15 protein-coding genes are annotated in these 25453 nt (G+C 72.9%); 11 read left to right on the forward strand and 4 right to left on the reverse strand.

Annotated elements, in window-relative coordinates; all coding sequences use genetic code 11:
- The first annotated feature begins 165 nt into the window (after positions 1-165).
- Positions 166-702, forward strand: a complete 537-nt coding sequence (locus ACFWI4_RS13530; RefSeq protein WP_387194786.1) for a hypothetical protein — start codon at positions 166-168, stop codon at positions 700-702.
- An 80-nt stretch (positions 703-782) separates the two neighbouring features.
- On the opposite strand, the gene ACFWI4_RS13535 is transcribed toward ACFWI4_RS13530, so the two are convergent.
- Positions 783-1991: a nucleotide sugar dehydrogenase gene (locus ACFWI4_RS13535; RefSeq protein ID WP_387194789.1), complete on the reverse strand. Its 1209-nt coding sequence runs from the start codon at positions 1989-1991 to the stop codon at positions 783-785.
- A 275-nt stretch (positions 1992-2266) separates the two neighbouring features.
- Between ACFWI4_RS13535 and ACFWI4_RS13540 the strand changes: the two genes are divergently transcribed.
- A complete protein-coding gene (locus ACFWI4_RS13540; protein WP_387194792.1) occupies positions 2267-3973 on the forward strand; it encodes a glycerol-3-phosphate dehydrogenase/oxidase in 1707 nt (568 codons plus the stop codon).
- 81 nt (positions 3974-4054) lie between these two features.
- Here the strand turns inward: ACFWI4_RS13540 and ACFWI4_RS13545 are convergent, their stop codons facing one another.
- Positions 4055-5131, reverse strand: a complete 1077-nt coding sequence (locus ACFWI4_RS13545; RefSeq protein WP_387194795.1) for a serine hydrolase domain-containing protein — start codon at positions 5129-5131, stop codon at positions 4055-4057.
- Between the two features lie 274 nt (positions 5132-5405).
- Between ACFWI4_RS13545 and ACFWI4_RS13550 the strand changes: the two genes are divergently transcribed.
- The 7 genes from ACFWI4_RS13550 (at position 5406) to ACFWI4_RS13580 (ending at position 20254) form a co-directional block, all read left to right on the forward strand.
- Positions 5406-7532 (forward strand): serine/threonine-protein kinase, encoded by a 2127-nt coding sequence (locus tag ACFWI4_RS13550; protein WP_387194798.1) that lies wholly within the window; start codon positions 5406-5408, stop codon positions 7530-7532.
- A gap of 228 nt (positions 7533-7760) precedes the next feature.
- Complete coding sequence (locus ACFWI4_RS13555; protein ID WP_387194801.1) at positions 7761-10727, forward strand: protein kinase; 2967 nt, start codon at positions 7761-7763, stop codon at positions 10725-10727.
- 189 nt (positions 10728-10916) lie between these two features.
- A complete protein-coding gene (locus ACFWI4_RS13560; RefSeq protein ID WP_387194943.1) occupies positions 10917-12518 on the forward strand; it encodes a serine/threonine-protein kinase in 1602 nt (533 codons plus the stop codon).
- Positions 12519-12625: 107 nt separating this feature from the next.
- Positions 12626-14278 (forward strand): protein kinase, encoded by a 1653-nt coding sequence (locus ACFWI4_RS13565; protein WP_387194804.1) that lies wholly within the window; start codon positions 12626-12628, stop codon positions 14276-14278.
- A gap of 107 nt (positions 14279-14385) precedes the next feature.
- Positions 14386-16356 carry a protein kinase gene (locus tag ACFWI4_RS13570; protein WP_387194807.1) on the forward strand — a complete coding sequence of 657 codons (1971 nt, stop codon included), beginning with the start codon at positions 14386-14388 and terminating at the stop codon, positions 16354-16356.
- Positions 16357-16669: 313 nt separating this feature from the next.
- The gene (locus tag ACFWI4_RS13575) at positions 16670-18316 is read left to right on the forward strand and encodes a succinic semialdehyde dehydrogenase (protein WP_387194946.1); all 1647 of its coding nucleotides are present in this window, start codon (positions 16670-16672) and stop codon (positions 18314-18316) included.
- Positions 18317-18424: 108 nt separating this feature from the next.
- Positions 18425-20254, forward strand: a complete 1830-nt coding sequence (locus tag ACFWI4_RS13580) for a GMC oxidoreductase (RefSeq protein ID WP_387194810.1) — start codon at positions 18425-18427, stop codon at positions 20252-20254.
- Positions 20255-20357: 103 nt separating this feature from the next.
- On the opposite strand, the gene ACFWI4_RS13585 is transcribed toward ACFWI4_RS13580, so the two are convergent.
- On the reverse strand, positions 20358-21344 hold the full coding sequence (locus ACFWI4_RS13585) for an LAETG motif-containing sortase-dependent surface protein (protein WP_387194813.1): 987 nt from the start codon (positions 21342-21344) through the stop codon (positions 20358-20360).
- A 219-nt stretch (positions 21345-21563) separates the two neighbouring features.
- On the opposite strand from ACFWI4_RS13585, the gene ACFWI4_RS13590 reads away from it, so the two are divergent.
- Positions 21564-22772: a hypothetical protein gene (locus ACFWI4_RS13590; protein ID WP_387194816.1), complete on the forward strand. Its 1209-nt coding sequence runs from the start codon at positions 21564-21566 to the stop codon at positions 22770-22772.
- Positions 22773-23236: 464 nt separating this feature from the next.
- Here the strand turns inward: ACFWI4_RS13590 and ACFWI4_RS13595 are convergent, their stop codons facing one another.
- Positions 23237-23521 (reverse strand): chorismate mutase, encoded by a 285-nt coding sequence (locus ACFWI4_RS13595; RefSeq protein ID WP_037626820.1) that lies wholly within the window; start codon positions 23519-23521, stop codon positions 23237-23239.
- Positions 23522-23850: 329 nt separating this feature from the next.
- Here ACFWI4_RS13595 and guaA point away from each other — a divergent pair, with 329 nt between their 5' ends.
- A complete protein-coding gene (gene guaA, locus ACFWI4_RS13600; RefSeq protein ID WP_339130994.1) occupies positions 23851-25431 on the forward strand; it encodes a glutamine-hydrolyzing GMP synthase in 1581 nt (526 codons plus the stop codon).
- The last annotated feature ends 22 nt before the right edge of the window (positions 25432-25453 follow it).

Raw genomic sequence — 25453 nt, forward strand, 5'->3', positions numbered from 1 at the left:
AGGGAAGGGCCCCCGCCGATCCGGCGGGGGCCCTTCCCTCGTGTCCGGGCCTCGGGGCCGAGGCTCAGATGTTGATCAAATCGGCTCCGACCCGCCCAGGACCGCCGGTGGCCTGGGATAGCGTCCCTTTTGCTACCGACCGGTAGTAAAACGAGGGGAACAGTTTTGCGATCGATCACACCGCCCGCTGTCCGCGTCGGACTCAACTCGGGTGTAGCTCTGGCCGTACTCGTCGGAGCGATGGGCATGGGCGGCGAGGCGCAGGCCTCCCACATGACGTCGTGCGTCAGCCACATCACCGACGATCTGGGCCGGGTGCACGAGCACAACTGGTGCAACATCAAGAACGTCAAGTACGTGGGCATCAAGCAGGGCAAGACCGCGGTCGCGCTGGCGAAGGGGCGCGGGCCGATCACGCTCACCCTGACCAACAGCGAGACCGTCTCCAACACCAAGAGTTCCACGATCACGGTGACGGCCGGATCGGTGTCGACGGCGGTGGGCTTCGACGTGACCAAGTCGCGGACGAAGACCATGGCGGCCAGCTGGGCCGTCCCGAGGGGCAAGATGGGCACCCTGAAGGCGTATCCCCTGTACAAGACGTATACGTTCAAGGCCTACAGCAAGCTCGACGGCTCCTACGTGGGCAAGGGAACCGCTCGCCAGGCCGTCGGATACGCGTACACGCACTCCGCCTCCTGACGCGTCCGTCACCCCGGGGTGGTGCGCCCGTCGGCGGATCACCCCGGCCTCGGCGCGGGAGGGAGCGGGCCGGTCCCCGGTCAGAGCCGGTGTGCCGCCCCCGTCGGGGTCGCTCCCCTCGTGTCCAGGAGGAGCTGCGCCTTCACGGACAGTCCTTGCAGGTCGTACGTGCGGTGCTGCTGGAGCAGGATCGTCAGGTCGGCGTCGGCCGCGGCCTCGTAGAGGGAGTCCGCGCGCGGGACGGGCCGCCCGAGCACGCTCCAGGCCGGCACGTGCGGGTCGTGATAGCTGACGGAGGCGCCGAGTTCCATCAGCCGGACGGCGATCTCATGGGCGGGAGCGCCCTGCTGGTCGGCGGTGTCGGCCTTGTAGGTGACCCCGAGGAGGAGCACCCGCGCGGCCCGGGCGGACTTCCCGTGCTCGTTGAGCAGCGCGGCGGCGCGCTGGATGACGTACCGGGGCATGTGGTCGTTGACCTGCTGGGCCAGTTCGACCATCCGCAGCGGGCGCCCGGAGGGACCGCCGAGGTCCTGGGCGAGCCCGTGGCCCCCGACCCCCGGGCCGGGACGGAACGCCTGGAACCCGAACGGCTTGGTCTCCGCGCAGCGGATGACGTCCCACAGGTCGACGCCCAGGTCGTGGCAGAGCACGGCCATCTCGTTGACGAGGGCGATGTTGACGTGCCGGAAATTGGTCTCCAGGACCTGCACGGTCTCCGCCTCGCGGGGACCACGCGCGCGGACGACCTTGTCGGTGAGCCGTCCGTAGAAGGCGGCGGCCGACTCGGTGCAGGCGGGGGTGAGGCCGCCGATGACCTTCGGGGTTCCGGCGGGGGTGAAGTCGCGGTTGCCGGGGTCGACCCGGCTGGGCGAGTAGGCGAGGTGGAAGTCGCGCCCCGCGCGCAGCCCGGAACCGGTTTCGAGCAGCGGGCGCAGGAAGCCCTCCGTGGTGCCGGGGTGCACCGGGGATTCCAGGATCACCGTGGTGTGCGGGCGCAGCCGTGCGGCGAGGGTGCGCGCGGCCGCCTCCACCTGGCCGAGGTCCGGCGTGCCGTCCGCGCCCCGGGGGGTCGGTGCGCAGATGACGGCGGTGCGGACGCGGCCGAGCTCGGCCGGGTTCGTGGCGGGCCGGAAGCCCCCCGAGAGCATCCGGCGCAGTTCCGCAGGGGTGAGGGAGCCCCCCTCGGGTCCTGTTCTGTAGCCGAGCGTGGGGATGCCGGCGGCGACGGCGGCCTGGGCCAGGGGCAGGCCGAGGTGACCGAGTCCGATGACGGCGAGGTCTGCGGGCATGGATGGGCCGTCCTTCCCAGTAACCGAAGCGGGACAGGTGCGCAAGCCCTGTGGACAGGATGGGCGAGAGCAATGTCAGACTAGGAGTAAATATGACCGATTTGCGGGATTGATCGATCAAGATTCCCTACGCGTCGCCCAGAGTTGTCCACAGGCTGCGGACGGACGGTGGCCGATGAGGGGAGAGGCGGTCAGACTTTGGGCAGGGGGGATGTGAGCCGGGCGTCGCCGGACAGGTGCGGTGCGGCCAGCACGACCTACAGCGGGAGGCAGCGGTGAGGACAGCGACACTGGGGCCGGCGGAGCGTGCCGAGTCACTGGCGGGAATGGCCGAGCGTGAGCTGGACGTACTGGTCGTGGGCGCGGGCGTGGTCGGCGCGGGCACCGCGCTTGACGCCGTGACCCGCGGTCTGTCCACCGGCCTGGTGGAGGCGCGCGACTGGGCCTCGGGCACGTCGAGCAGATCCAGCAAGCTGATCCACGGCGGTCTGCGGTATCTGGAGATGCTCGACTTCGCGCTCGTGCGCGAGGCACTGAAGGAGCGCGGACTGCTCCTGGAACGCCTCGCCCCGCACCTGGTCAAGCCCGTCCCGTTCCTCTACCCCCTCCAGCACAAGGGCTGGGAGCGGCTGTACGCGGGCTCGGGCGTCGCGCTGTACGACGCCATGTCGATGGCCCGCGGCCACGGCAGGGGCCTGCCCCGCCACCGGCATCTGAGCCGCCGCCACGCCCTGCGCGTGGCACCGGCCTTGAAGAAGGACGCGCTGATCGGCGCCCTCCAGTACTACGACGCGCAGATGGACGACGCCCGCTATGTGGCGACCCTGGTGCGCACGGCCGCCTCGTACGGCGCGAAGGTCGCCAACCGCGCGCGGGTCACCGGATTCCTGCGCGAGGGCGAGCGGGTGGTCGGGGCCCGGGTGCGCGACGTCGAGGGCGGCGGCGAGTACGAGGTCCGCGCCCGCCAGATCGTCAACGCCACGGGTGTGTGGACCGACGACACCCAGGCCATGGTCGGGGAGCGCGGCCAGTTCCACGTCCGCGCGTCCAAGGGCATCCACCTGGTCGTGCCGAAGGACCGGATCAACTCCTCGACGGGGCTGATCCTGCGCACCGAGAAGTCCGTGCTGTTCGTGATCCCGTGGGGCCGCCACTGGATCATCGGCACCACCGACACCGACTGGGACCTCGACAAGGCCCACCCCGCCGCCTCCAGCGCGGACATCGACTATCTGCTGGAGCACGTGAACTCGGTGCTCTCCGTCCCGCTCTCCCGCGACGACGTCGAGGGGGTGTACGCGGGGCTGCGGCCGCTGCTGGCCGGGGAGTCGGACGCCACCAGCAAGCTGTCGCGCGAGCACACCGTGGCCCACCCCGTGCCCGGACTCGTGGTCGTGGCGGGCGGCAAGTACACGACCTACCGCGTGATGGCCAAGGACGCGGTGGACGAGGCGGTGCACGGCATCGACCAGCGCGTCGCCGAATGCGTCACCGAGGACATCCCGCTGCTGGGTGCCGAGGGGTACCGCGCGCTGTGGAACGCGCGGGCGCGGATCGCGGCCCGCACCGGCATCCACGTGGTGCGGGTGGAGCACCTGCTGAACCGGTACGGATCGCTCGCCGAGGAGCTCCTCGACCTCATCGCGGCGGACCCCTCCCTCGGCGAACCCCTTCCGGCCGCCGAGGACTACCTCCGGGCCGAGATCGTCTACGCCGCCTCGCACGAGGGCGCGCGCCACCTGGACGACATCCTGACCCGGCGCACCCGCATCTCCATCGAGACCTTCGACCGTGGCACCCGCAGCGCCCGCGAGGCCGCCGAACTGGTGGCGCCGGTCCTCGGCTGGGACAAGGACCAGATCGAGCGCGAGGTCGAGCACTACGAGAAGCGGGTCGAGGCCGAGCGGGAGTCCCAGCGCCAGCCGGACGACCTGACGGCGGACGCGGCCAGGCTGGGAGCGCCGGACATCGTGCAGTTCTGACCGGCCGTCGTCGGCCGCCGCCCGCCGATATCACTCGAACGGGTGTGGTGGGCCGGGATCTCCGTTCGGGGCCCGGCCGTTCTACGGGGTGCGGGGACAGAACTCGGCGGCGAGCAGGGCCGGTTCGAGCGTCGGGTCCGTGACCCCGTCCGTGTTCACCCGGAAGGTGAGGACACGACGACCGTCGACGGTGGCCGCGCTGCGCACGTAGCTGCCGGAGATGCGGCCGTTGTGTCCCCACACCGTGGTGCCGCACGGCAGCTTCACCGGGTACAGACCCAAGCCGTACGAGCCATGTGCGGCGCGGGTGCCGAGCATCTCGCGCAGCCAGTGCGAGGGCAGCAGCCCGCCGCCGAGGAGGGCCGCGTAGAAGCGGTTCAGGTCGGCCAGAGTGCTCACCAGCTCACCCGCCGCGCCGGCCACGCGCGGGTCGAGCCCGGTGACGTCGGAGCCGTCGGCGGCGTAGGCGCGGCCGTGCGGCTCGGGCAGTGACACCCGGTCACCCGGGAACGAAGTGCCGGTCAGACGAAGGGGGGTGATGATGCGCCGCTCGGCCTCGGTGGCGTACGAGTGCCCGGTGACCTGCTCGATGACCATGCCGAGCAGCACGTAGCCGGTGTTCGAGTAGGCGTAACGGCCGCGAGTGGACGGAGGATGGGCGAGAGCGATGCGCAGGGCCTGAAGAGGGGTCACGGGGACGGCGCCCCGGGTCGTCGAGGTGAAGTCGTACAGGCCGCTGGTGTGCTGGAGCAGGGCGCGCAGCGTGATGCGGCGGCCGTCGTTCCCGGCGCCGCGCACCAGGCCGGGCAGATGGTCCTCGACCGAGTCGGACAGGGACAGCCGGTGTTCGGCGGCCAGTTGCAGGACGACCGTCGCGATGAACGACTTGGTGATGCTCCCCGCGCGAAAATGATCGGAACGGCCAATTCCGTTTCCTGTGACGGTGAAACGCGACCCGGACCCGTCCTCGGCGAGCAGGGCGGCGGCCGGGGCGCCGCCACGGGTCACGAGGCGGGCGAGCGCGGCCCTCACGGCGGGGGTGACGGGCGTCCGCGCGGCCGCCGGGGCCCGCCCCGGGGCACCGGTCTGGGCCACGGCGAACAGCGCCAGGGACACGGGTATGGCCAGAAGTGTCCGGGGTGTCCTGGGCCGTCGCATCGAGGGGTCCTTCCTTGTCGCGGCCCATCATGCGGCACGTCCTCGGGGCCGGGAACGCGACGGGTCCGGGCCGTGAACCGGGCGTGAAGGAGCCGCGGGAGCGCGGTCGCGGGCCGGCCGGGGGACGCGCGGCGCGGTCGCGGCCGAGCCGCCGGCGGGTTCCGGACGTCCCGGTGGCCGAGCTGTTGCGGTTCCAGGGGCCCCCAGGGCGCTGGGCACTTGTCGGGTGAGGGACAATGAAGGCTCTGTCAGGGCGGGTTGCTTGAGGGGACGCATGTCGGAGGCGGAGCGGGCGGGAGCATCCCGTCAGGACAAGAGCGAACGTCTCCTCGCCGGTCGGTACCGGTTGGGGGACGTTCTCGGCCGCGGCGGCATGGGCACGGTGTGGCGCGCCGAGGACGAGACCCTGGGCCGCACGGTCGCCGTGAAGGAGCTGCGGTTCCCGTCGGCCATCGACGAGGACGAGAAGCGCCGGCTGATCACGCGCACCCTGCGGGAGGCCAAGGCCATCGCGCGGATCCGCAACAACGGCGCGGTGACGGTCTTCGACGTGGTCGACGAGGACAACCGGCCGTGGATCGTCATGGAGCTCATCGAGGGCAAGTCCCTCGCCGAGGCCATCCGTGAGGACGGGCTGCTCACGCCGAAGCGCGCCGCCGAGGTGGGCCTGGCCATCCTCGACGTGCTGCGGTCGGCGCACCGTGAGGGCATCCTGCACCGCGACGTGAAGCCGTCGAACGTGCTGATCTCCGACGACGGCCGGGTCGTGCTCACCGACTTCGGCATCGCCCAGGTGGAGGGCGACCCGTCCATCACCTCGACCGGGATGCTCGTCGGCGCGCCCTCCTACATCTCGCCGGAGCGGGCCCGCGGCCACAAGCCCGGACCCGCCGCCGACCTGTGGTCGCTTGGCGGTCTGCTGTACGCGGCGGTCGAGGGCGTGCCGCCGTACGACAAGGGCTCCGCGATCGCCACGCTCACCGCGGTGATGACCGAGCCGGTCGAACAGCCCAAGAACGCGGGCCCGCTGGAGAACGTGATCTACGGCCTGCTCGCCAAGGACCCCGAGCAGCGGCTCGACGACGCGGGCGCCCGCGCCATGCTCGACGAGGTGCTGCGCAAGGCCGAGCCCGAGAAGAGCGAGCCCGAGCCGCAGGACGCGACGAGGGTCGTGGCCATGCCGCCGCTGCCGGACGAACCGGCGCGGCGCGGCGCGGGCGGCGGCAAGAAGGGCGAGGAGCCCGCGGAGCGGCTGCGCGGGGCCCTGCGTTCGGTGCGCAAGGCCGCGACCGCGGCCGGTGCCGCCACGGCGGCCGCCACCGCTTCGGCGACGGCCCGCGCCAAGGCGGCCGGCGGCGCGGACACCGCCGGGGCCGAGGGCTCCGCGGTGACGGCCTCGCCGAGCGTGGGCACGGGCTCGGGCGCCGGCTCCGGTGCGGACGCCGGTAAGGCCGGGGGGACCTCCGCGCCGGCCGCCACGGCGAACCCGTCGGTGGCGGGACGCGCGAGCGGTTCCGACGGCAAGCGCGCCGGTTCGGGGTCCGGGTGGCCGGTGGCGCCCGAGCGTCCCGCGCGCCCGGTTCCCAAGGCCTCGCTGACCGATGTCGTGCCCGTGCGGACCCTGGTGATCGTCGCGGTCGTCGTGGCGCTGGCCGTGGTCGGCACCGTGCTCGCCATCACGCTCGGTGGCGGCGGCGACAACGGCGCCCAGGGCGGTACGGGTGGCGGCGCCAAGGCGACCGCCTCCGCCGGGGCGAGCTCCGGGAGCGGGAAGAGCGGCGGCACGGACAAGAGCGGCGGCAAGGGCAAGAGCGACGCCGCCCACACCGACAGCGACGACAAGTCCGGTTCGACCTCGGGCTCCGGATCGGACGACTCCTCGAACGGCTCGTCGGACACGAACAACGACACGAGCGCGTCGGGCGGTTCGGGCGGCGGCGGCACGGACACGGGCTCGGGTTCGGGCTCCACCGCCGTGACGACGTACACCAGCGGCCAGGGCTTCTCGATCGGGCTGCCGAAGGGATGGAAGTACCAGTCCCAGGACGCCGCGGGAGCCCGGTTCACCGGCCCCGACGGGCAGAAGCTCCTCGTCGGCTGGACGTCGACGCCCAAGGACGACCCCGTCGCGGACTGGAAGAGCCAGGAGCGCTACATGACGCGCTCCCAGTACTCGAGGATCCGCATAGAGAGCGTGGACTACCGGGGCTGGAACACGGCCGACTGGGAGTTCACCTCCGTGGACGGCGGCACCACGTTCCACACCATCGACCGCGGATTCGTCGTGAACTCCCACCAGGGGTACGCGCTGATGTACACGGCGAAGGACTCCGCCTGGGACAGCGCGCTGCGCAAGAGCACCTGGGCGACGCTGACCGGGACGTTCCAGCCGAAGAAGTGACGCGCCGCCCGCCGAGGGGTGTCGTGCGGACCGCCCGGGGCAGTGGACCCGGGCGCGGTCCGCGCGGCACCCCTCGGGTGACGTTCCGCGACGAACGGGGCCCGAGATCTCGCATCCCCGCTCTGCGGGTTGCCTCGGGCACGTATCGTGAGTGGTTGCGGACCGAACGAAGCCACAACGGAACGCACGGCGAACGGAATTGACCAACTGGTCGGCTGGGGGAGCATCGTGGACGACTACGCGGGACGGGTACTCGCCGACCGCTACCGCCTGCCCCTGCCGCCCTCCGACGCGTACGAACTCGCCGAGAGCCGGGCCTTCGACACCTACAGCGGACAGGAAGTCCTCGTACGGCAGGTGCCGTTGCCCGAGGTCGTCGAGGCCGAGGTGCTCGACGCGGACGGACTGCCCGACGGGTTCGTGGCCCGGGACGGCGGCGTGCGGCGGGCGTCGGCCCGCGCCACCCGGCGGCCCGCCGAACCGGCGGTCCTGCGCGCGATCGACGCGGCACAGGCGGCCGCGCGGATCCCCGACCACCCACGGCTCGACCAGGTCTTCGACGTGTTCGCCGAGGGCGGGTCGCTGTGGATCGTCAGCGAACTGGTGCCCGCCAGGCCGCTGGCCGCCCTGCTCGCCGAGAAGCCGCTCAGCCCCTACCGCGCCGCGGAGGTCGCCGCCGACGTGCTGACCGCGCTGCGCGTCCTGCACGCGCACGGCTGGGTGCACCGGAACATCACCGCGCGCACGGTGCTCGTCTGCGACGACGGACGCGTCCTGCTCACCGGACTCGCGGCCGGAGCCGCCGAAGAGGCCCTGTGCGGGTACGACCCGGTGCCGGCGCCCGAGGACGACCTCCCGCCCGGGACCGGCCCCGGTGCCGGGCGGCCCGGTGACGGAGGCCGGGCCGGGGCGGGTGCTCCCCAGGGCGCCGCCGGAAGCGGACGGGGCCCCGCCGGCGGCATCGGATTCGGTGGCGCCGCACGCGGTGTCGCCGTGGCCGCCACGAGCGGCGCCGACGCCGAGGCGGCCCGGCGGGCGGCGATCGAGGCCCGCGCCGAACAGGGCACGCCGGTCCCCGGGGCACCCGTCCCCGGTGCACCCTCCGCGGGCCGTGCCCCGCGCGCGCTGGAAGCGGGCGGCCCGGCGGGTCAGGGCCGGTCGACGGGAGCCGCGGGACCGGAGGGCGGACCGGAGTCCGGCGGCGGGGCGGAGGGCGCAGGGGACGACATCCGCGCCGCGCGTGCCGGAGCCATCGCCGCGTACCGGGCCGGAGCGCGCGCCGCCGCCCGCGTCCAGGGCGAACGCAGGGGCGACCCGCTCGCCCTTCCGGCCCCCAGGCCCGCGGAGCACGGCGAGCGGACGGCCCAGGAGCAGGACGGCCGGTACGGCGCCCCGCGCGCCCCGGAGGCCCAGGACCCCACCCAGCCGCACCTGCCCGGCCAGAGCGGCAGGCAGCACACCCACGGCACGCCCCCGGGCCAGATAGCCGACCCGTACGGAGTCGGCGGCACCGGCAGGTACGGAGTCCAGCCGCGGCCCGGAGCCTTCGGCCAGGACGACGGCCGGACGCGCCCCCCGCTCCCCGCGGGACCGGACGGGGGGCCGGCGCCCGACGGCACCGCTTACGGCCGCTCGGCGCTCGCGCCGGGACAGTCGCCCTACGGCACCGGCCACGGCGCCCGTCCCGGAGTCCCGGCATCCGGCCTGCCCCAGGGCGGCGACCGGGCCGCGTACGACGGCCGGCCCGTCGGCGGGTTCCAGGGCCCGGGCGGCGCCCGGACGCCCGTGCCTCCCGGCGGATTCGGCGGCCCCGCGCACACCCGCCCCTCCGGGCACGCCCAGGGGCCCGGCGCCTCGCAGGACCCCGCCCCGCACCGGCCCGGGCGCACCGGCGCCGGGTGGGGCGACCTGGTCGCCGGGGCGCCTCCGCGCCGGGGACCGGCCACCGCGCTCGCGGCCGAGCGGGCCCGGCAGGCCCGGATGACCGTGGTCGGACCGGTCACCGAGCGCTGGGCACCCGAGCAGGCCGGACCGGTGCACGAGAACTGGCAGCTCGCCGCCCCGATCGGACCGGCGACCGACCTGTGGGCGCTCGGCGCGCTGCTCTTCCGCGCCGTACAGGGCCACGCCCCGTACCCGGAGGAGAACACCGCCGAACTGGTCCAGCTGGTGTGCGCGGAGCCGCCCGCCTTCGCGGAGGAGTGCGGGCCGCTGCGGCCCGTCGTCGAGTCGCTGCTGCGCCAGGACCCCACCGAACGCCTCGACTTCGAGGAACTGCGCGGCTGGCTCCGGTCGTTGGTGCGCTCCGCGCCGGAACCCGAGGCCGGTACGCATGTCGTGCCCGTGCCGCCCGCCGACCCGAGCCGGCTGCCGATCGTGCGGCGCCGCGGCGAACTCGTGCGCAGGCGGAGGGCGGGGCTGCCCGCGACCGGCCCGCACGCCCGCCACAAGCGCGCCCGGGCGGAGGACGTCGCACCCCGCAGGCTGGGCCGCAACCTGCTGCTGCTGGTCCTGCTCCTGCTGGCCGCCGCCGTCGCGTACGCGGTCGCCTTCATGCCCAAGGCGGACCGGAGCGGCAGCGGGGAGCAGCGGACCGGCGCCGCCGGACAGGCGGGTCCCGTCACGCCCTCCTCGGGCGGCGGCCCGACCGCGAGCGGCGGGCCCGCCTCGCCCGACCCCGGCAAGAGCCCCTCGGGGAAGTCCAGTTCGACCTCCTCGCACAGCACCCCCGACCCCGGCGTCGCCCAGGGCTTCACCCTCCGCAAGGACCCCGAGGGGTTCCAGGTCGCCGTGGCGAGCGGCTGGACCCGGTCGCCGAAGAACGGCAGCGGCCAGGTCGTCTACTCCCAGGGGGACTTCGAGCTCATCGTCGTCCCCGGACGCGACGGCACGGCCACGTACGGCAGCGACCCGATGACCTACCAGCGGGAGAGCGAGAAGGAGTTGCAGCCCTTCCGGGACTCCACCTGGGCGACCTCCAGCGGGATGCGCCGGATCGACGTCGGCGGCAAGGTGATGGCCGAGGGGCAGTTCACCTGGCAGGACACCGCGGGGCGTTCGCTCTACGTGCGCAACCTCGCGATCCTCGTCGCCGGGCACTACCACGTGGTGCAGGTACGCGGCCCGGACGCCGAACGCGACGAGGTGACCCGGCTGTACGAACAGGCCTCCTCGACCTACCAAGTGACGCGCTGAGCAACCACTTTGCCCCACCGCGTGCCGTATCGGGGCAGGCGGGAGCGGTTGAACACAGAACGGTTCCCTCCCGTACCAGGAAGGGACAACCGTCACAGTGCGGTCTCCGTACGACCCCGCTTGTTCCCTGGGTGGGCACCGCTCTTTAGTCTGAGCCTGTCAAGACCATTGCGGGGAAACGTGAATCAGATGCAGGGCCTGCTCCTCGCGGGCCGCTACCGGCTTGTCGAATCCATCGGCAGCGGTGGCATGGGCCGGGTTTGGCGCGCCCATGACGAGGTGCTGCACCGGACCGTCGCGGTCAAGGAGCTGACCGCCGCGCTCTACGTCGCCGAGAGCGATCTCGCCCGGCTGCTCGCCCGTACCCACGCCGAGGCGCGGGCCGCGGCCCGGATCAACCACTCGGCCGTCGTCACCATCCACGACGTGCTGGAGCACGACAACCGGCCGTGGATCGTCATGGAGCTGGTCGAGGGCAACTCGCTGGCCGACGAGGTCAAGGAGCGGGGGCGCCTCGAACCGGCCGAGGCGGCGCGGATCGGGCTGTGGGTGCTGCGCGCGCTGCGCGCCGCGCACGCCGCCGGTGTGCTGCACCGGGACGTGAAGCCGGGCAACGTGCTGCTGTCGCCCGACCGCCGCGTCCTGCTCACCGACTTCGGCATCGCGCAGGTCGAGGGGGACACGACGATCACGCGCACCGGCGAGATCGTCGGCTCCGTCGACTACCTAGCGCCCGAACGGGTGCGCGGCCACGTCCCCGGCCCGTCCTCCGACCTCTGGGCACTCGGCGCGACGCTGTACACGGCGGTCGAGGGCAGGTCCCCGTTCCGCCGCACGTCGCCCATCAGCACCATGCAGGCCGTGGTCGAGGAGGAACCGGCCGCAGCGGCCAACGCGGGGGCGCTGGGACCCGTCCTCGCCGCCCTGCTGCGCAAGGATCCGGCCGAACGGCCCGACGCGGCGCAGGCCGAGCAGATGCTCGCCGAGGTGGCGGAGGGCCGGGCGACGACCACGACCCGGCCGTACGCGCCGACCGGGTACGACACCGCGGAGACGGGGTCCGTCACCGGCCCGCGCGCCCGGACGGCCGTCGCCACGCCGTATCCGCCGGAGACGATCGGGTCCGCACCCGTGCCGGCGAAGCGGCACCGCCTGCGTACGGCCGTGCTGGTCGTCGCCCTCGCGGCGACCGTCGGCGGGGGCGTCGCCGTCGGCCTTCAGCACTTCGGCACGGGCAACCACGACGGCTCCGCCTCAGGACCGTCGACCCCCAAGGCCGACAGCACCCCGAGCGGTCAGGCCGGCCAGGGTTCGGTTCCCGCCGGCTGGGAGCGGCTCAAGGACCCGGTGGGCTTCAGCATCTCCCTGCCCAAGGGGTGGACGCGGTCCGTCTCCATCGACAAGGACGGCCTCCGGCAGGTCGACTACTCGCCCGACAACGGCAAGCACCTCGTCCGGGTCGCCGTAGACACCGATCCGGACTTCAGTTCCTCGTACAAGCACATGAGCGACCTGGACGAGAACCTCGCCCATCGCCTGCGGAACTACAGCCGGCTCTTCCTCAGGGAGGAGGTGTTCCGGGACCAGCCGGGTTCCCGCTGGGAGTACACCTGGGACGCCCTGGCCAAGGACCCGCCGCACTACTTCCCGGGGCCCTACCACGCGATCGACGTCGGGTACATGAAGAGCGACGGCACCGAGTACGCCGTCTACGAGTCCGCGCCGGCCGCCGACTGGACCGCCGCCAAGGAGCAGTTCGACCGGATCCTGCGGAGCTTCCAGGAGGGCTGATCTGGGCCTGAGCCCCTCGGAGCGGGCGCCGGCCGCCCCGGTGCGCCCGTGTACTTGGCCGGTCGGTGCCACGGAAGAGGTCCGTCCGGTGCGGCATGATGGGGCGTATGGGGACCGAGGGGGAGAACGCCCGTGTGATCGCCGGGCGTTATCGGCTGGAGAGCAGGATCGGCCGGGGCGGCATGGGCGTCGTCTGGCGCGCCACCGACCAACTGCTCGGCCGCAGCGTCGCGGTGAAGGAGCTCGTCCTCGACGACTCCCTCTCCGCCGAGGAGTCCCGGCTCCAGCGCGACCGCACGCTGCGCGAGGCACGGGCCGTCGCCCAGCTGCACCACCCGCACATCATCGTCGTCCACGACGTCGTCGAGGACGACGAACGCCCGTACATCGTCATGGAGTTGATCGACGGCGGCTCGCTCGCCGAACGGATCTCCGCGAACGGCCCCGTCGACGCGCGCGAGGCCGCCCGGATCGCCATCGACCTGCTCGGAGCGCTGCGCCGCGCGCACGACGCGGGCGTCCTGCACCGCGACCTGAAGCCCGCCAACGTCCTCGTCGAGGCCGGCACCGACCGCGTCGTGCTCACCGACTTCGGGATCGCCCAGGTCGCGGGCGCGACGACGCTCACCGAGACCGGCGCGTTCGTGGGCTCGCCCGAGTACACCGCGCCCGAACGGATGGCCGGGGCGCGCACCGGCCCCGAGTCCGACCTGTGGTCGCTCGGCGTGCTGCTGTGCGCCGTGCTCAGCGGGGCCTCGCCCTTCCGGCGCGACTCGCTCGGCGGCATCCTGCACGCGGTCGTCGTCGACGAGATCCGCCCGCCGGCCCAGGCCGCGCCCCTGCTGCCCGTCGTACGGGGACTGCTGGAGCGCGATCCGGAACGGCGGCTCGACGCGGCCGAGGCGGAACGGATGCTGCGCGCCTTCCGGGACACCGGCCGTACCCCGCGGCTGCTGGTCCCGTACACGCCGACCCGGCGGGACAACCCCAAGGTGTCGCTGCGCAGACCCTCGCCCGAGCCGTCGCCGGCCTCCGCCGCCGTGGCCGACCAGCCGCCCCGCCAGTCCACCCGCAGCCTCCTCGTCGCCGCCGCCCTGGTCGCCGCCATGGCCGGTGCCGGGGTGTCCGCGGCCGCGCTGCTGATGGGCGGCGGCGGACAGGGCGAACCGGCCACGTCGAGCTCGCCGGGCACACCCGGCACCCCGGGTACGTCCTCCACCGCGTCCCCGGACTCCGCTACGCCCTCGGCGCCGCCCGCGAAGGCCGGCCCCACCGTCACGGTGACCAGCCGCCGCACCCCGTCCCCCGGTGCCCGCACCGCCCCGTCGGGCTATCGCCTCACCTCCGATCCGAACGGCTTCTCGCTCGCCGTCCCGGACGGCTTCACCCGCGACCCGCAGGGGGAGCGGATCTTCTACATGTCACCCGGGGAGACCTTCCGCATCGGCGTCAAGGTGGCCGATCCCGCCGAGGGCGGTCCGCTGGGCGTGATGCAGCGCGCGGACGCCTCCGGACCGGCCAACAACCCCGGCTACCACGACGGCACGGTCGCCCGGACGGTGCACGACGGACACACCGCCGCCCTCTGGCAGTTCAGCTGGAACGGCTTCACCACGGCGGAGGGCCCCCGGCACACCTACGACCTGTGCTGGGAGCAGGACGGCCGGATGTACGACGTCTGGGTCTCCGCGCCGGTGGGCCGGGTGACGGAGGCGAAGGAGTACTTCGACGTGGCCGTGGACACCTTCGCGGTCCCGTGACGGACGGGGCCCGCAACCGGGAGAAAAGGGATGCCCGCGTCACGGGTCTGTGACCGGTGGGCACGGAGGCTGGATGACCCGGCGCCCGCCGCGATACAGATGAAGGCATGAGCGACGACGGGGGAGTCCCTCACGGGGGCGAAGCGACGACGAGTTTCCGTCTGCAACCACCCAGACCAGTACCGCCGAGCCCTCGGGAGCCTCAGGGGTCCCGGCCGACGGAGGACGGAGCACCCGGCAGGCCGGTGGAGGCCCCGACTCCGGGGCTGAACGACCGCGACCTCGCTCAGGGGCCGGGCGCGGAGCCGGTGGTCGGCGGAGCACCCGGCAGGCAGGCGGACCCGACTCCGGGGCCGGGGGAGCGCGACCTGGCTCAGGGGCAGGGCGCGGAGTCGGCGGTGTACGCCCGGCAGCCCGAGGCTCCGGTCGCCGTCCCGTACCCGGGCAACCCCTACGCCACGCCCGCCTCTCCGCCCCAGGCCCCGTCCGCCGACACCAGCCAGGACCGGCCGCGGACCCCCTCACCCGCGGCGGCGCCCGCATCCGCACCCGCAGGGGACCCAGGGGCCGGACGGCTCGTGGCCGGGAGGTATCGCCTGCTCGCCAAGCTGGGGCACGGCGGGATGGGCACGGTGTGGCGGGCCAGGGACGAGACCGTGGACCGCGAGGTGGCCGTCAAGGAACCCCGTGTCCCCGACCATCTTCCCGAGCGTGAACGGGCCAACGTCCACGAGCGGATGCGCCGCGAGGCGCGCGCGGCGGCCCGGCTCGACCATCCCGCCGTGGTGACCGTCCACGACGTGGCGGTCGTGGACGGACAGCCCTGGATCGTCATGGAACTGGTGCGTGGCCGCTCGCTCGGCGACGCGCTGACCGAGGGCACGCTCGACGGCCGCGAGGCCGCGCGCATCGGCCTGGAGGTGCTCGGCGCCCTGGAGGCGGCGCACGCGGCGGGCGTCCTGCACCGTGACGTCAAGCCCGACAACGTGCTCCTCGGCCCCCACGGCCGTGTCGTCCTCACCGACTTCGGCATCGCGAGGATCGAGGGCGACACGAGCCTGACGGACACCGGCGGCTTCGTCGGCTCGCCCGAGTACACCGCCCCGGAGCGGGTGCTGGGCGTACGTCCCGGCCCCGCCTCCGACCTCTGGTCGCTCGGCGTGCTGCTCTACGCCGCGACCGAGGGCGTCTCGCCGTTCCGTCGCAGCAACACGCCCGCCACGCTCCAGTCGGTCCTCAAGTCCGTGCCGGCCGCGCCCGCCTCGGCGGGTGCCCCGCTCGCGGAGGTGATCGACGGACTGCTGGCCAAGGAGCCGTCCCACCGTCCCGCCGCGGCCGAGGTCCGCCGTCTCCTGGAGGAGGCGCTACGGCCGCCGGCCCCGACGCGGGCCGCGCGGTTCGAGGACGCCGGGACCCCGGAGTCGGCCCCGGAACCCGCCGGGGGCGTCCGGATCGGCCGCAGGGCCCTGATCGGCCTCGCGGCGGCGGTCGCCACGGTGGTCGTCGCGGCCGCGGCGACGGCGTACGTGGTGATCGCGGACCCGTTCGCCGGTCCGCTGCCGGACGGCTGGAGGAAGCGGCACGTGGCGGACGTCGCCGCGACGCTCGCGGTCCCCGCGGACTACCAGGTGGGGACCCCGGACCGGAAGACGGACAAGGGGCACTGGGTCACGTACACCGACTGGAGCGGGAGCATCTCGGTCGGGCTGAACCTCGCACGGAAGTCCGAGGACACCAGCAAGCAGATCAAGGACTCGGCACGGGCCGAGATGTACGCGGACGACGGCGAGTTCAAGGCGAGCGGCGCCTACTACCTGAACATGCCGGCCGGCCCCCGGACGAAGCCGGACGCCAGGACGACGTACCGGGGCAGGGAGTCCGCCGAGAACACGGTGGTCTACCGGACCGACGACAGCCAGAACCCCCGCCCGCGCGAGGTGAGGCTCTTCTACTACAAGTCGAGGGACGGCGACATGTACCGGCTCACGGTCAGCTATCCGGGCGCAGGCGACCTCACCGCGCGGGGCCGTCAGGTCGCCGAGGCGGCGATCGCGAACCTGGAGGTCGACCGACCGTGATCATCGGATCGACAACGCCCTGATCAGCGCATTTGCTGCCAGTGATCACTGGCAGCGTGTGAGTACTCCGTGAAAGGCCATTACCGACGGGTACCCAAAGGGAGCGAGGGGGCATACTCTGCGGCTCATGACGGACTCGCAGGCCGCGGAGCAGGCCACGGAAAGCACCGGCGCCGACGAGGCGGCCGGTACCGGCACGACGGACACCGAGGGGACGCCCGTCGCCGCCGCGGAGGCAGCGGAGGCCCCCGCCGCCGTGGACGTGGCACCCGCCGTGGTGGCGGAGACGCCCGCGGCGGAGGAGACGTCCGCCATGGACGAGACCCCCTCCGTCGACGAGGCCGTCGCCGCCGGTGAGGCCGCTCCCGCGGCCGTCGGCACCAACCCCCTCGCCCCCGCCCCGGCCGGCGCCCGTACCGCCGCCGACGTGGTCACCCCCGAGCTCGTCGCCCAGCTCACCAAGGGGGTCGCGGGCTCCGGGCGGACCGCCAATCACACGCCGTTCACCGGCGAGAAGCTCGCCGACATCCCCGAGTCCACCCCGGAGGACGTCGAGAAGGCCTTCGAGCGGGCCCGCACCGCCCAGAGCGCCTGGGCGGCCACCCCGGTACGGCGCCGCGCCGCCGTCCTGCTCCGCTTCCACGACCTCGTGCTCGCCCGGCAGGCCGAGGTCCTCGACCTCATCCAGCTGGAGACCGGCAAGACCCGGCTGCACGCCCACGAGGAGGTCCAGGCCGTCCTGGTCGCCGCCCGGCACTACGGGCTCAAGGCGCCCTCCTACCTGCGTCCCAAGCGGCACGCGGGCGCCATGCCGACCCTCACCAAGGTCACCGAACTGCGGCACCCGCGCGGTGTCGTCGGTCAGATCGCGCCCTGGAACTACCCGCTGGAGCTGTCCGTCGGCGACGCGCTGCCGGCGTTCGTCGCGGGCAACGCGGTCGTCATGAAGCCCGACACCGAGACCTGCCTGACCGCCCTGTGGGCGCGCGACCTGCTGATCGAGGCCGGACTGCCCGCCGAGGTCTTCCAGGTCGTCATCGGCGACGGACCGGTCGTCGGACCCGAGGTCGTCCGGCACGCCGACTACGTCTCCTTCACCGGCTCGACCCGCACCGGCCGCGAGGTCGCCCAGGGCGCCGCCGCCCGGCTCGTCGGCGTCTCCCTCGAACTCGGCGGCAAGAACGCCATGGTGGTCCTGGAGGACGCCGACCTCGACAAGGCCGCCGCCGGCGCCGTACGCGCCTGCTTCTCCTCCGCCGGCCAGCTCTGCATCTCCATCGAGCGGCTGTACGTCCACGAGTCGGTCGCCGACGCCTTCACGCAGCGGTTCGCCGAGCGGACCAGGGCCATGCGGCTCGGCACGTCCCTCACCTACGGGGCGGATATGGGCTCGCTGGTCGGGGAGCGGCAGCTGGAGACCGTGACGCGGCACGTCGAGGAGGCCGTCGCCAAGGGCGCCACGGTCGTCGCCGGCGGTGTCGCCCGGCCCGACATCGGCCCGTACTTCTACGAGCCCACCATCCTCGAAGGCGTGGAGGCCCCCATGGCCGTCTGCGCCGAGGAGACCTTCGGCCCCGTCGTCTCGATCTACCGGTTCACGACCGAGGACGAGGTCGTCGAACGCGCCAACTCCACGGCGTACGGCCTCAATTCCTCCGTCTGGACGAAGGACGGGCGGCGCGGCCGCGCGATCGCGTCCCGGCTGCGCACCGGCACCGTGAACGTCAACGAGGGCTACGCGCCCGCGTACGGCAGTGTCCAGTCGCCGATGGGCGGCATGAAGGACTCCGGTCTCGGCCGCAGGCACGGCTCCGAGGGCATCCTCAAGTACACCGAGGCACAGACCGTCGCCCACCAGAGACTGCTGCCGATGGCGCCGTCCCTGGGCATGGACGACGAGAAGTACGCGGCGTTCATGAGCCGGAGCCTGAAGCTCATGAAGGCCCTGCGGCTGCGCTAGCCCGCGGTCACCGGCCCGGTCCCACGGGGCCCGGCCGGTCCCCACGGCCCCGCCCGGCCCCCACGGTTCTCAAAGGTTCTTGACGGTTCTCGACGAGGAGAGCGGCACGTGTCACAGGAGAGCTCTGCCCAGGAACAGCCGGACGAGAAGACGGACGAGGAGTCGCACGAGGAGACGTACGACTACGACGTCGTCGTCGTCGGCTCCGGCTTCGGCGGCTCCGTCACCGCCCTGCGGCTGACGGAGAAGGGATACCGCGTCGGTGTCCTCGAAGCCGGCCGGCGCTTCACCCGCGACACGCTCCCCAAGAACTCCTGGGACCTCAAGAACTACCTCTGGGCCCCGCGGCTCGGCATGTACGGCATCCAGCGCATCCATCTGCTGGGCAATGTGATGGTGCTCGCCGGGGCCGGCGTGGGCGGCGGCTCGCTCAACTACGCCAACACCCTCTACGTACCGCCGAAGCCGTTCTTCGAGGACCCGCAGTGGAAGGACATCACCGACTGGGAGGAGGAGCTGAAGCCGTACTACGACCAGGCCCGGCGCATGCTGGGCGTGCGGCTCAACCCCACCATGACCCCGTCGGACGTGCACCTCAAGGCCGCCGCGGAGCGGATGGGGGTCGGCGACACCTTCCATCTGGCGCCCGTCGGCGTCTTCTTCGGCGACGGGAAGGACGCGGACGGCTCCGCCGGTGCGCGGCCCGGTGAGGAGGTGGCCGACCCGTACTTCGGCGGTGCCGGGCCCTCGCGCAAGGCCTGCACCGAGTGCGGGGAGTGCATGACCGGCTGCCGCCACGGCGCCAAGAACACCCTCAACGAGAACTATCTCTTCCTCGCCGAGAAGGCGGGCGCGACCGTCCACCCCATGACGACCGTCGTGTCCGTCACCGACGACTCGCGGGGCGGCTACGCCGTCCAGACCCTCCCCACGGACGACCGGCGCAAGGGGGAGGGACGGACGTTCACCGCGCGGCGGGTCGTCCTCGCGGCCGGGACCTACGGCACCCAGACGCTGCTGCACCGCATGAAGGCCGGCGGCCAGCTGCCGTATCTGTCGAAGCGGCTCGGGGAGCTGACCCGCACCAACTCCGAGGCGCTGGTGGGCGCGCAGACCGACGACCGCCGCTACCGCAAGGCGCACGGGGTGAAGGCCGACTTCACCCGGGGCGTGGCCATCACGTCCTCGGTCCACCCGGACGCCGACACCCACATCGAACCCGTCCGCTACGGCAAGGGCTCCAACGCGATGGGCGGCATGTCCATCCTCCAGGTCCCCTACGCCGAGGGCTCGTCGAGGGTGGCCGGATGGTTCGTCAACGCGGCCCGGCATCCGCTGCTCGTGCTCAGGTCGCTCTCCAACCGCCGCTGGTCCGAACGCACCATCATCGGGCTGGTGATGCAGTCGCTCGACAACTCCCTGACCACGTACCTCAAGCCGAAGGGCGCGGGCAAGGGACTGCTGACGGCACGTCAGGGGCACGGTGCCCCCAACCCGAAGCAGATCGAGGCCGCTTCACGCGCCGCCTCCGTGCTCGCCGAGGAGATCAACGGCTTCCCGGGCAGCAACGTCGGTGAGCTGATGGGCACTCCGCTGACCGCACACTTCCTCGGCGGCTGCCCGATCGGCGCCGGGGCGGAGGACGGCGTCATCGACCCGTACCACCGGCTCCACGGTCACCCGGGCATCTCCGTCGTCGACGGTGCCGCCGTCTCCGCGAACCTCGGCGTCAATCCGTCGCTCACCATCACCGCGCAGGCCGAGCGGGCCATGTCGTTCTGGCCCAACAAGGGCGAGGCCGACCCGCGTCCGGCGCCCGGGGCCTCGTACGAGCGGCTCAAGGCGGTCGAGCCGCGGTGTCCGGTCGTCCCCGCGGACGCCTTCGGCGCGCTGCGGCTGCCGTTCCTGGGCATGCCGGCGATGCCGCCGAAGCCGTAACGGCCCCCGTACGACGAAAAGAAGGACCTGCGCCCCCCTCCGAGCGCAGGTCCTTCTCCTCGTACGTGGCCGACGTCGCCGCCGGTCGTGCCGTGCCCCGGTGTTACGCGCTCGCGCCGGACTTGCGGCGGCGGACGACGACCAGCGCGCCGGCACCGGCGACGACGGCGATACCGCCGGCGAGGCCGATCATCGGCAGGGCGGAGCTGGAGCCGGTCTCGGCGAGGCTGCCGTCGACCTGCGGCGTGTTGCTCTTGTCGGCGGGCTTGTCCGAGACCGGGACCTTGCCGCCTTCCTGCGGCTTGGTGCCGCCGGTGTCCGTGCCGGACGAGACGATCTGGAACTTGTACGCGACCTCGCCGTAGCCGGTGCACTGCGCGTCGGCGTCGCCGTAGATGCTGGCGCCGAGGGAGAAGCCCGCGCCGACCGGGGCGCTGGAGTGCACGTTGATACGGAGCGGGATGTCGACCTCGTAGTCGGGCTTGAGCTCGTCGGTGTAGCCGACGAAGCCCACCGCGTAGCCCTCGGAGTCGACGTCCTCCCAGACCTTGTCGTCCGGGTTGTACGCCTGGAGCTGGACCTTCTTGCTCTGGAAGAGGTCCTCGCCCGCCTTGTCGGAGGACGCGCCGGCGAGGAAGCCGAGGTCGCTCAGGGAGGAGTCGGAGTTGTTCAGGACGTTGAGGGAGAACTTGTGCCAGCCGCTGCCCGCCGCGATCTTGCCGGGCAGGCCGGTGATGGAGACGTCGACCTTGGAGTCCGAGCACTCGGACGGCTCGGGCTCGGGGGACTCCGACGCCGAGGCGGAGGCGCTCGGCGAGGCCGAGGTGGCGGAGCCGCTCGGCGCCGGGGCGGAGGCCGACGCGGACGCCGACGCGGTGGCGGAGGAGGACGCGCCGGCCGAGGCCGAGTTGCCCGGCTCGGGAGCCGACTCGGAGGCGCTCGGCGCCGCCGACTCCGGCGCGGACTCGGACACGCTCGCACTCGGGGACGGGTTCTCCTCCGCGAACGCGGCCGGCGCGACCGACAGCAACGCGAGCGGGGCTATGACAGCCGTCGCGGCCGCAGTGGCCATGGCACGGCGAAGCTTCATGAAGACCTCGGAAGTCCAGTGCGCCGCGACTCGCGGCGCGAATATGACGTTTTTGGTGGGGCGCCCCAGCGTGGGGCGCGGATGTGACCTTTGGTTCTGGTGATGAGACCTGCGGGGTCCGGGAATGGTTGTCCTGCTTCTCACCTGATTCTTATGTGGGCTGGGTCACATCCGTGCACGCCTTGCGTATGTGCGTTCGAGACGCTTAAAAAGGGCGTCGTGTCTGATCAGCAGCCCGAGGAAACCGGGGAACCGACCGTTCCTGACGATGTGTGGGAACGCTTCGCGAGCGACACCGAACGCGACATCCGCGCCTCGGCCCCCAAGGAACCGTCCGCCCGGGCGCGCATGGTGACGGAACGCCTGCGTCTTCAGGACGAGCGCGAGGCCGAGCGGGCCGCCCGCCGGGCCTCCCGGAACAAGGAGCCGCGGCCCGCGCCGCAGCCCGAGGGCTGGCGGACGGGCCCCGCCTGGCGCGAGATGGACGGACGCGCGGCCCGGCGCCGCAAGATGTGGGCGTTCATCGGGATTCCCGTCGCCGTCGCCGTGGCCGTCGTCGCGATGAAGCCGTCCCTGCTGCCGGGCGGCCTCTCCGGCTCCCCGGCCAAGTCCGCGGCGGCCGGGACCCGGTTGCCCGCGGAGACCGTGGCCCCGACCGCCGCGCCCTCCGCCCAGGACTCCTCGACGCCCACCAGGAAACGGCCGTTCGCCGGATCGCCCGCCGAGCGCTGGGCCGAAGGCGCCGACGCGATCGTCGTGCCGAAGGCCACCCCGGTCGGCTCGCTCACCGAGCAGCAGGTGGCCACCGCGCTGCGGCAGACCAAGAAGCTGCTCGTCGGAGCGAATCTCGAACCGGCGACCGTGCGCGGCGGGCGTCCGGAGACGGCGCTGTCCGTCCTCGACCCCAAGCAGCCGGGGATGCTCGACAGCGTCCACCGCATGCTGCGGGCGCCGGACAGGAAGCACGATCCGCTGACTCTCTTCAGCCGCTTCGACTCCCGCGAGGTGGCCCTGGTCGGCGACGTGATCAAGGTGCGCGGCCGGATCACCTTCAAGGCGGGCGAGGACGCCGCCGTCGCCGTCCACGCCGACTACACCTTCGTCTACCCGGTGTCCCCGGTGCACGGGAACAAGGGCGAGGTGACGCGCACCATCGTCCGGCGCGTCCTCGACGTGGCGTTCTCCGACCCGAGGAAGTTCCAGGTCACCCCCGGCAAGCTGGTGATCCGCCACTACGACGAGAGCATCGGCAACTCCGAGTGCGACGTCTACGACGGCTTCCTGCACCCGCGGTTCGTGTCGGCCGCCTCCACCGCCTCCCCGTCCGGCAGCGCGTCGGCGACGGGCCCGGCCGTGGACCCGTACGACCGAAGCCGTGATCTGCGGGACGCCTCGACGGCCGGCTGCGGCACGGTGTCCCGCACCTGACGGGGGCACGGTGAAGGGCCCCGCGGGACGCGTGTCCGCGGGGCCCTTCTTCCGACAGCACCGGCGTCAGGGCGGGCCGGTGCCTCGAAGCGGCGTCGGGGGATGCGCCGCGGGTCCATGGGGTCGGCCGGGCCGTGCGCCGCGTCCTCGCGAGGACGCGTGCCGACGACGGTCCGAACAGGTTCCGTCGGGCGGCCCCGGGCGTCCCCGGGGCCGACCGTTCTCTTGAGCGACCGGGCTGCTGTCCCCTGCCGTCCGGTCGCACGACCTGGAGCGAGGTCCCACGACGTACGGCACGATCCGTACGTCTCATCGCTCCAGTGAAGCCACGCGTGGTTCTTTCGGGCCCGCCCCTGGCTGACACGGACACCAGAAGAAACGAAGCCCGCACCGCACCGGATACGCGCCGTACGGGTGAGAGGGCATGCGTACGTGCACGCGGTCCGTACCCCGGGCGGGGCGCCTCAGATCCGGCCGCGGCACAGCTCCAGCAGGGTCATCGCCAGCGCGGTGCCCGGCTTGCCGAGCGCGTCCCGGTAGTGGCCGAGGACCTCCATCTCGCGGGAGAGGTTCACCCGGCGGCCGCCGGAGGTGATCCGGGCCTCCTGGATCACGGCCGAGACGGCCATCCGTTCCTGCACGAGACCGATGATCCGGTCGTCGAGGGCGTCGATGCGCTCACGGGCACCGGTGATCACATCGGCGGCCTCGTCGGTGCGGGCGCCGGTCTTGTCGAGTACGTCGGCCATGGTGGGGCTCCTCGGTGGAAGGGGTGCCCCGGAGCGGCAGGGCCCGGAAACGGCAGACGCCCCGGGCCTTGTCGGCCCGGGGCGCCTGGGAAGTCGCTCGTCAGTTGCTCAAGCGGCACGACCATGGCAGCCGGTGGGCCGGTTGCCATAGGTAAACAGGAAGGTCGTGTGCGTGAGCATGACGGCAGTATGCACGCCCGCGGCGGCGCCGGCCAAGACGGCCCGGATGGTGAGACCCGGTGTCCGGAACCCCGCGGGGGCCGGGCCCACCGCGGCCCCCGGTAGAATCGGCCGTACACACCCTTTTGCTCACCGCCGGAAGGCAGACCGTGCCAGAAGCGTCCCCCGCCGCCACCGACACCGTCCTGGTCGTCGACTTCGGTGCGCAGTACGCCCAGCTCATCGCCCGTCGCGTCCGTGAGGCCCGGGTCTACAGCGAGATCGTGCCGAGCACCATGCCGGTCCAGGAGATGCTCGCCAAGAACCCGGCCGCGATCATCCTGTCCGGCGGTCCCTCGTCGGTCTACGCGGAGGGCGCGCCGCGCCTGGACCGCGAGATCTTCGAGGCCGGAGTCCCCGTCTTCGGCATGTGCTACGGCTTCCAGCTGATGGCCACGACCCTCGGCGGCACGGTGGACAACACCGGCGCCCGCGAGTACGGCCGCACCCCGCTGCACGTCTCGAAGTCCGGCTCCACCCTGTTCGAGGGCACCCCGGACGAGCAGCCGGTGTGGATGTCGCACGGCGACGCCTGCTCCGCCGCCCCCGAGGGATTCACCGTCACGGCCTCCACGGACGTCGTCCCGGTCGCCGCCTTCGAGAACGACGAGAAGAAGCTCTACGGCGTCCAGTACCACCCCGAGGTCATGCACTCCACGCACGGCCAGCAGGTCCTGGAGCACTTCCTGTACCGCGGCGCGGGTCTCACCCCGTCCTGGACGACCGGCAACGTCATCGACGAGCAGGTCGCCCTGATCCGCGAGCAGGTCGGCACCAAGCGCGCCATCTGCGGTCTCTCCGGCGGCGTGGACTCCGCGGTCGCCGCGGCCCTCGTGCAGAAGGCCATCGGCTCCCAGCTCACCTGTGTGTACGTCGACCACGGTCTGATGCGCCAGGGCGAGACCGAGCAGGTCGAGAAGGACTTCGTCGCCGCGACCGGCGTGCAGCTCAAGGTCGTGGACGCGGAGGAGCGCTTCCTCACCGCGCTCAAGGGCGTCTCGGACCCCGAGGAGAAGCGGAAGATCATCGGGCGCGAGTTCATCCGCGTCTTCGAGCAGGCCCAGGCGGAGATCATCGCCGAGGCCGCCGAGGGCGAGGACGTCGCGTTCCTGGTCCAGGGCACGCTCTACCCGGACGTGGTCGAGTCCGGCGGCGGCACCGGCACCGCCAACATCAAGTCCCACCACAACGTGGGCGGCCTCCCCGAGGACCTGGAGTTCCAGCTCGTCGAACCGCTGCGCAAGCTGTTCAAGGACGAGGTCCGCATGGTCGGCCAGGAGCTCGGCCTGCCCGAGGAGATCGTCCAGCGCCAGCCGTTCCCCGGCCCCGGCCTCGGCATCCGTATCGTCGGCGAGGTGACCAAGGAGCGTCTGGACCTGCTCCGCCAGGCCGACGCGATCGCCCGCGAGGAACTCACCGCCGCCGGTCTCGACCGTGAGATCTGGCAGTGCCCGGTGGTCCTGCTCGCGGACGTGCGCAGCGTCGGCGTCCAGGGCGACGGCCGGACCTACGGCCACCCGATCGTGCTCCGCCCGGTCTCCAGCGAGGACGCCATGACGGCCGACTGGTCGCGGCTGCCGTACGAGACGCTGGCGAAGATCTCGACCCGCATCACGAACGAGGTCGCGGACGTCAACCGCGTCGTGCTCGACGTGACGAGCAAGCCCCCGGGCACCATCGAGTGGGAGTAGTCCTCCCACGGGCGGGAGTGAC

The organism is Streptomyces sp. NPDC127038, assembly GCF_042725875.1.
In the GTDB taxonomy this organism is placed as follows: Bacteria; Actinomycetota; Actinomycetes; order Streptomycetales; family Streptomycetaceae; genus Streptomyces.

Coding starts and splice junctions, on each gene's coding strand:
- ACFWI4_RS13535 (WP_387194789.1), bottom strand. CDS start 1,991: ATGCCCGCAGACCTCGCCGTCATCGGACTCGGTCACCTCGGCCTGCCC.
- ACFWI4_RS13545 (WP_387194795.1), bottom strand. CDS start 5,131: ATGCGACGGCCCAGGACACCCCGGACACTTCTGGCCATACCCGTGTCC.
- ACFWI4_RS13550 (WP_387194798.1), top strand. CDS start 5,406: ATGTCGGAGGCGGAGCGGGCGGGAGCATCCCGTCAGGACAAGAGCGAA.
- ACFWI4_RS13560 (WP_387194943.1), top strand. CDS start 10,917: ATGCAGGGCCTGCTCCTCGCGGGCCGCTACCGGCTTGTCGAATCCATC.
- ACFWI4_RS13565 (WP_387194804.1), top strand. CDS start 12,626: ATGGGGACCGAGGGGGAGAACGCCCGTGTGATCGCCGGGCGTTATCGG.
- ACFWI4_RS13570 (WP_387194807.1), top strand. CDS start 14,386: ATGAGCGACGACGGGGGAGTCCCTCACGGGGGCGAAGCGACGACGAGT.
- ACFWI4_RS13575 (WP_387194946.1), top strand. CDS start 16,670: ATGGACGAGACCCCCTCCGTCGACGAGGCCGTCGCCGCCGGTGAGGCC.
- ACFWI4_RS13585 (WP_387194813.1), bottom strand. CDS start 21,344: ATGAAGCTTCGCCGTGCCATGGCCACTGCGGCCGCGACGGCTGTCATA.
- ACFWI4_RS13595 (WP_037626820.1), bottom strand. CDS start 23,521: ATGGCCGACGTACTCGACAAGACCGGCGCCCGCACCGACGAGGCCGCC.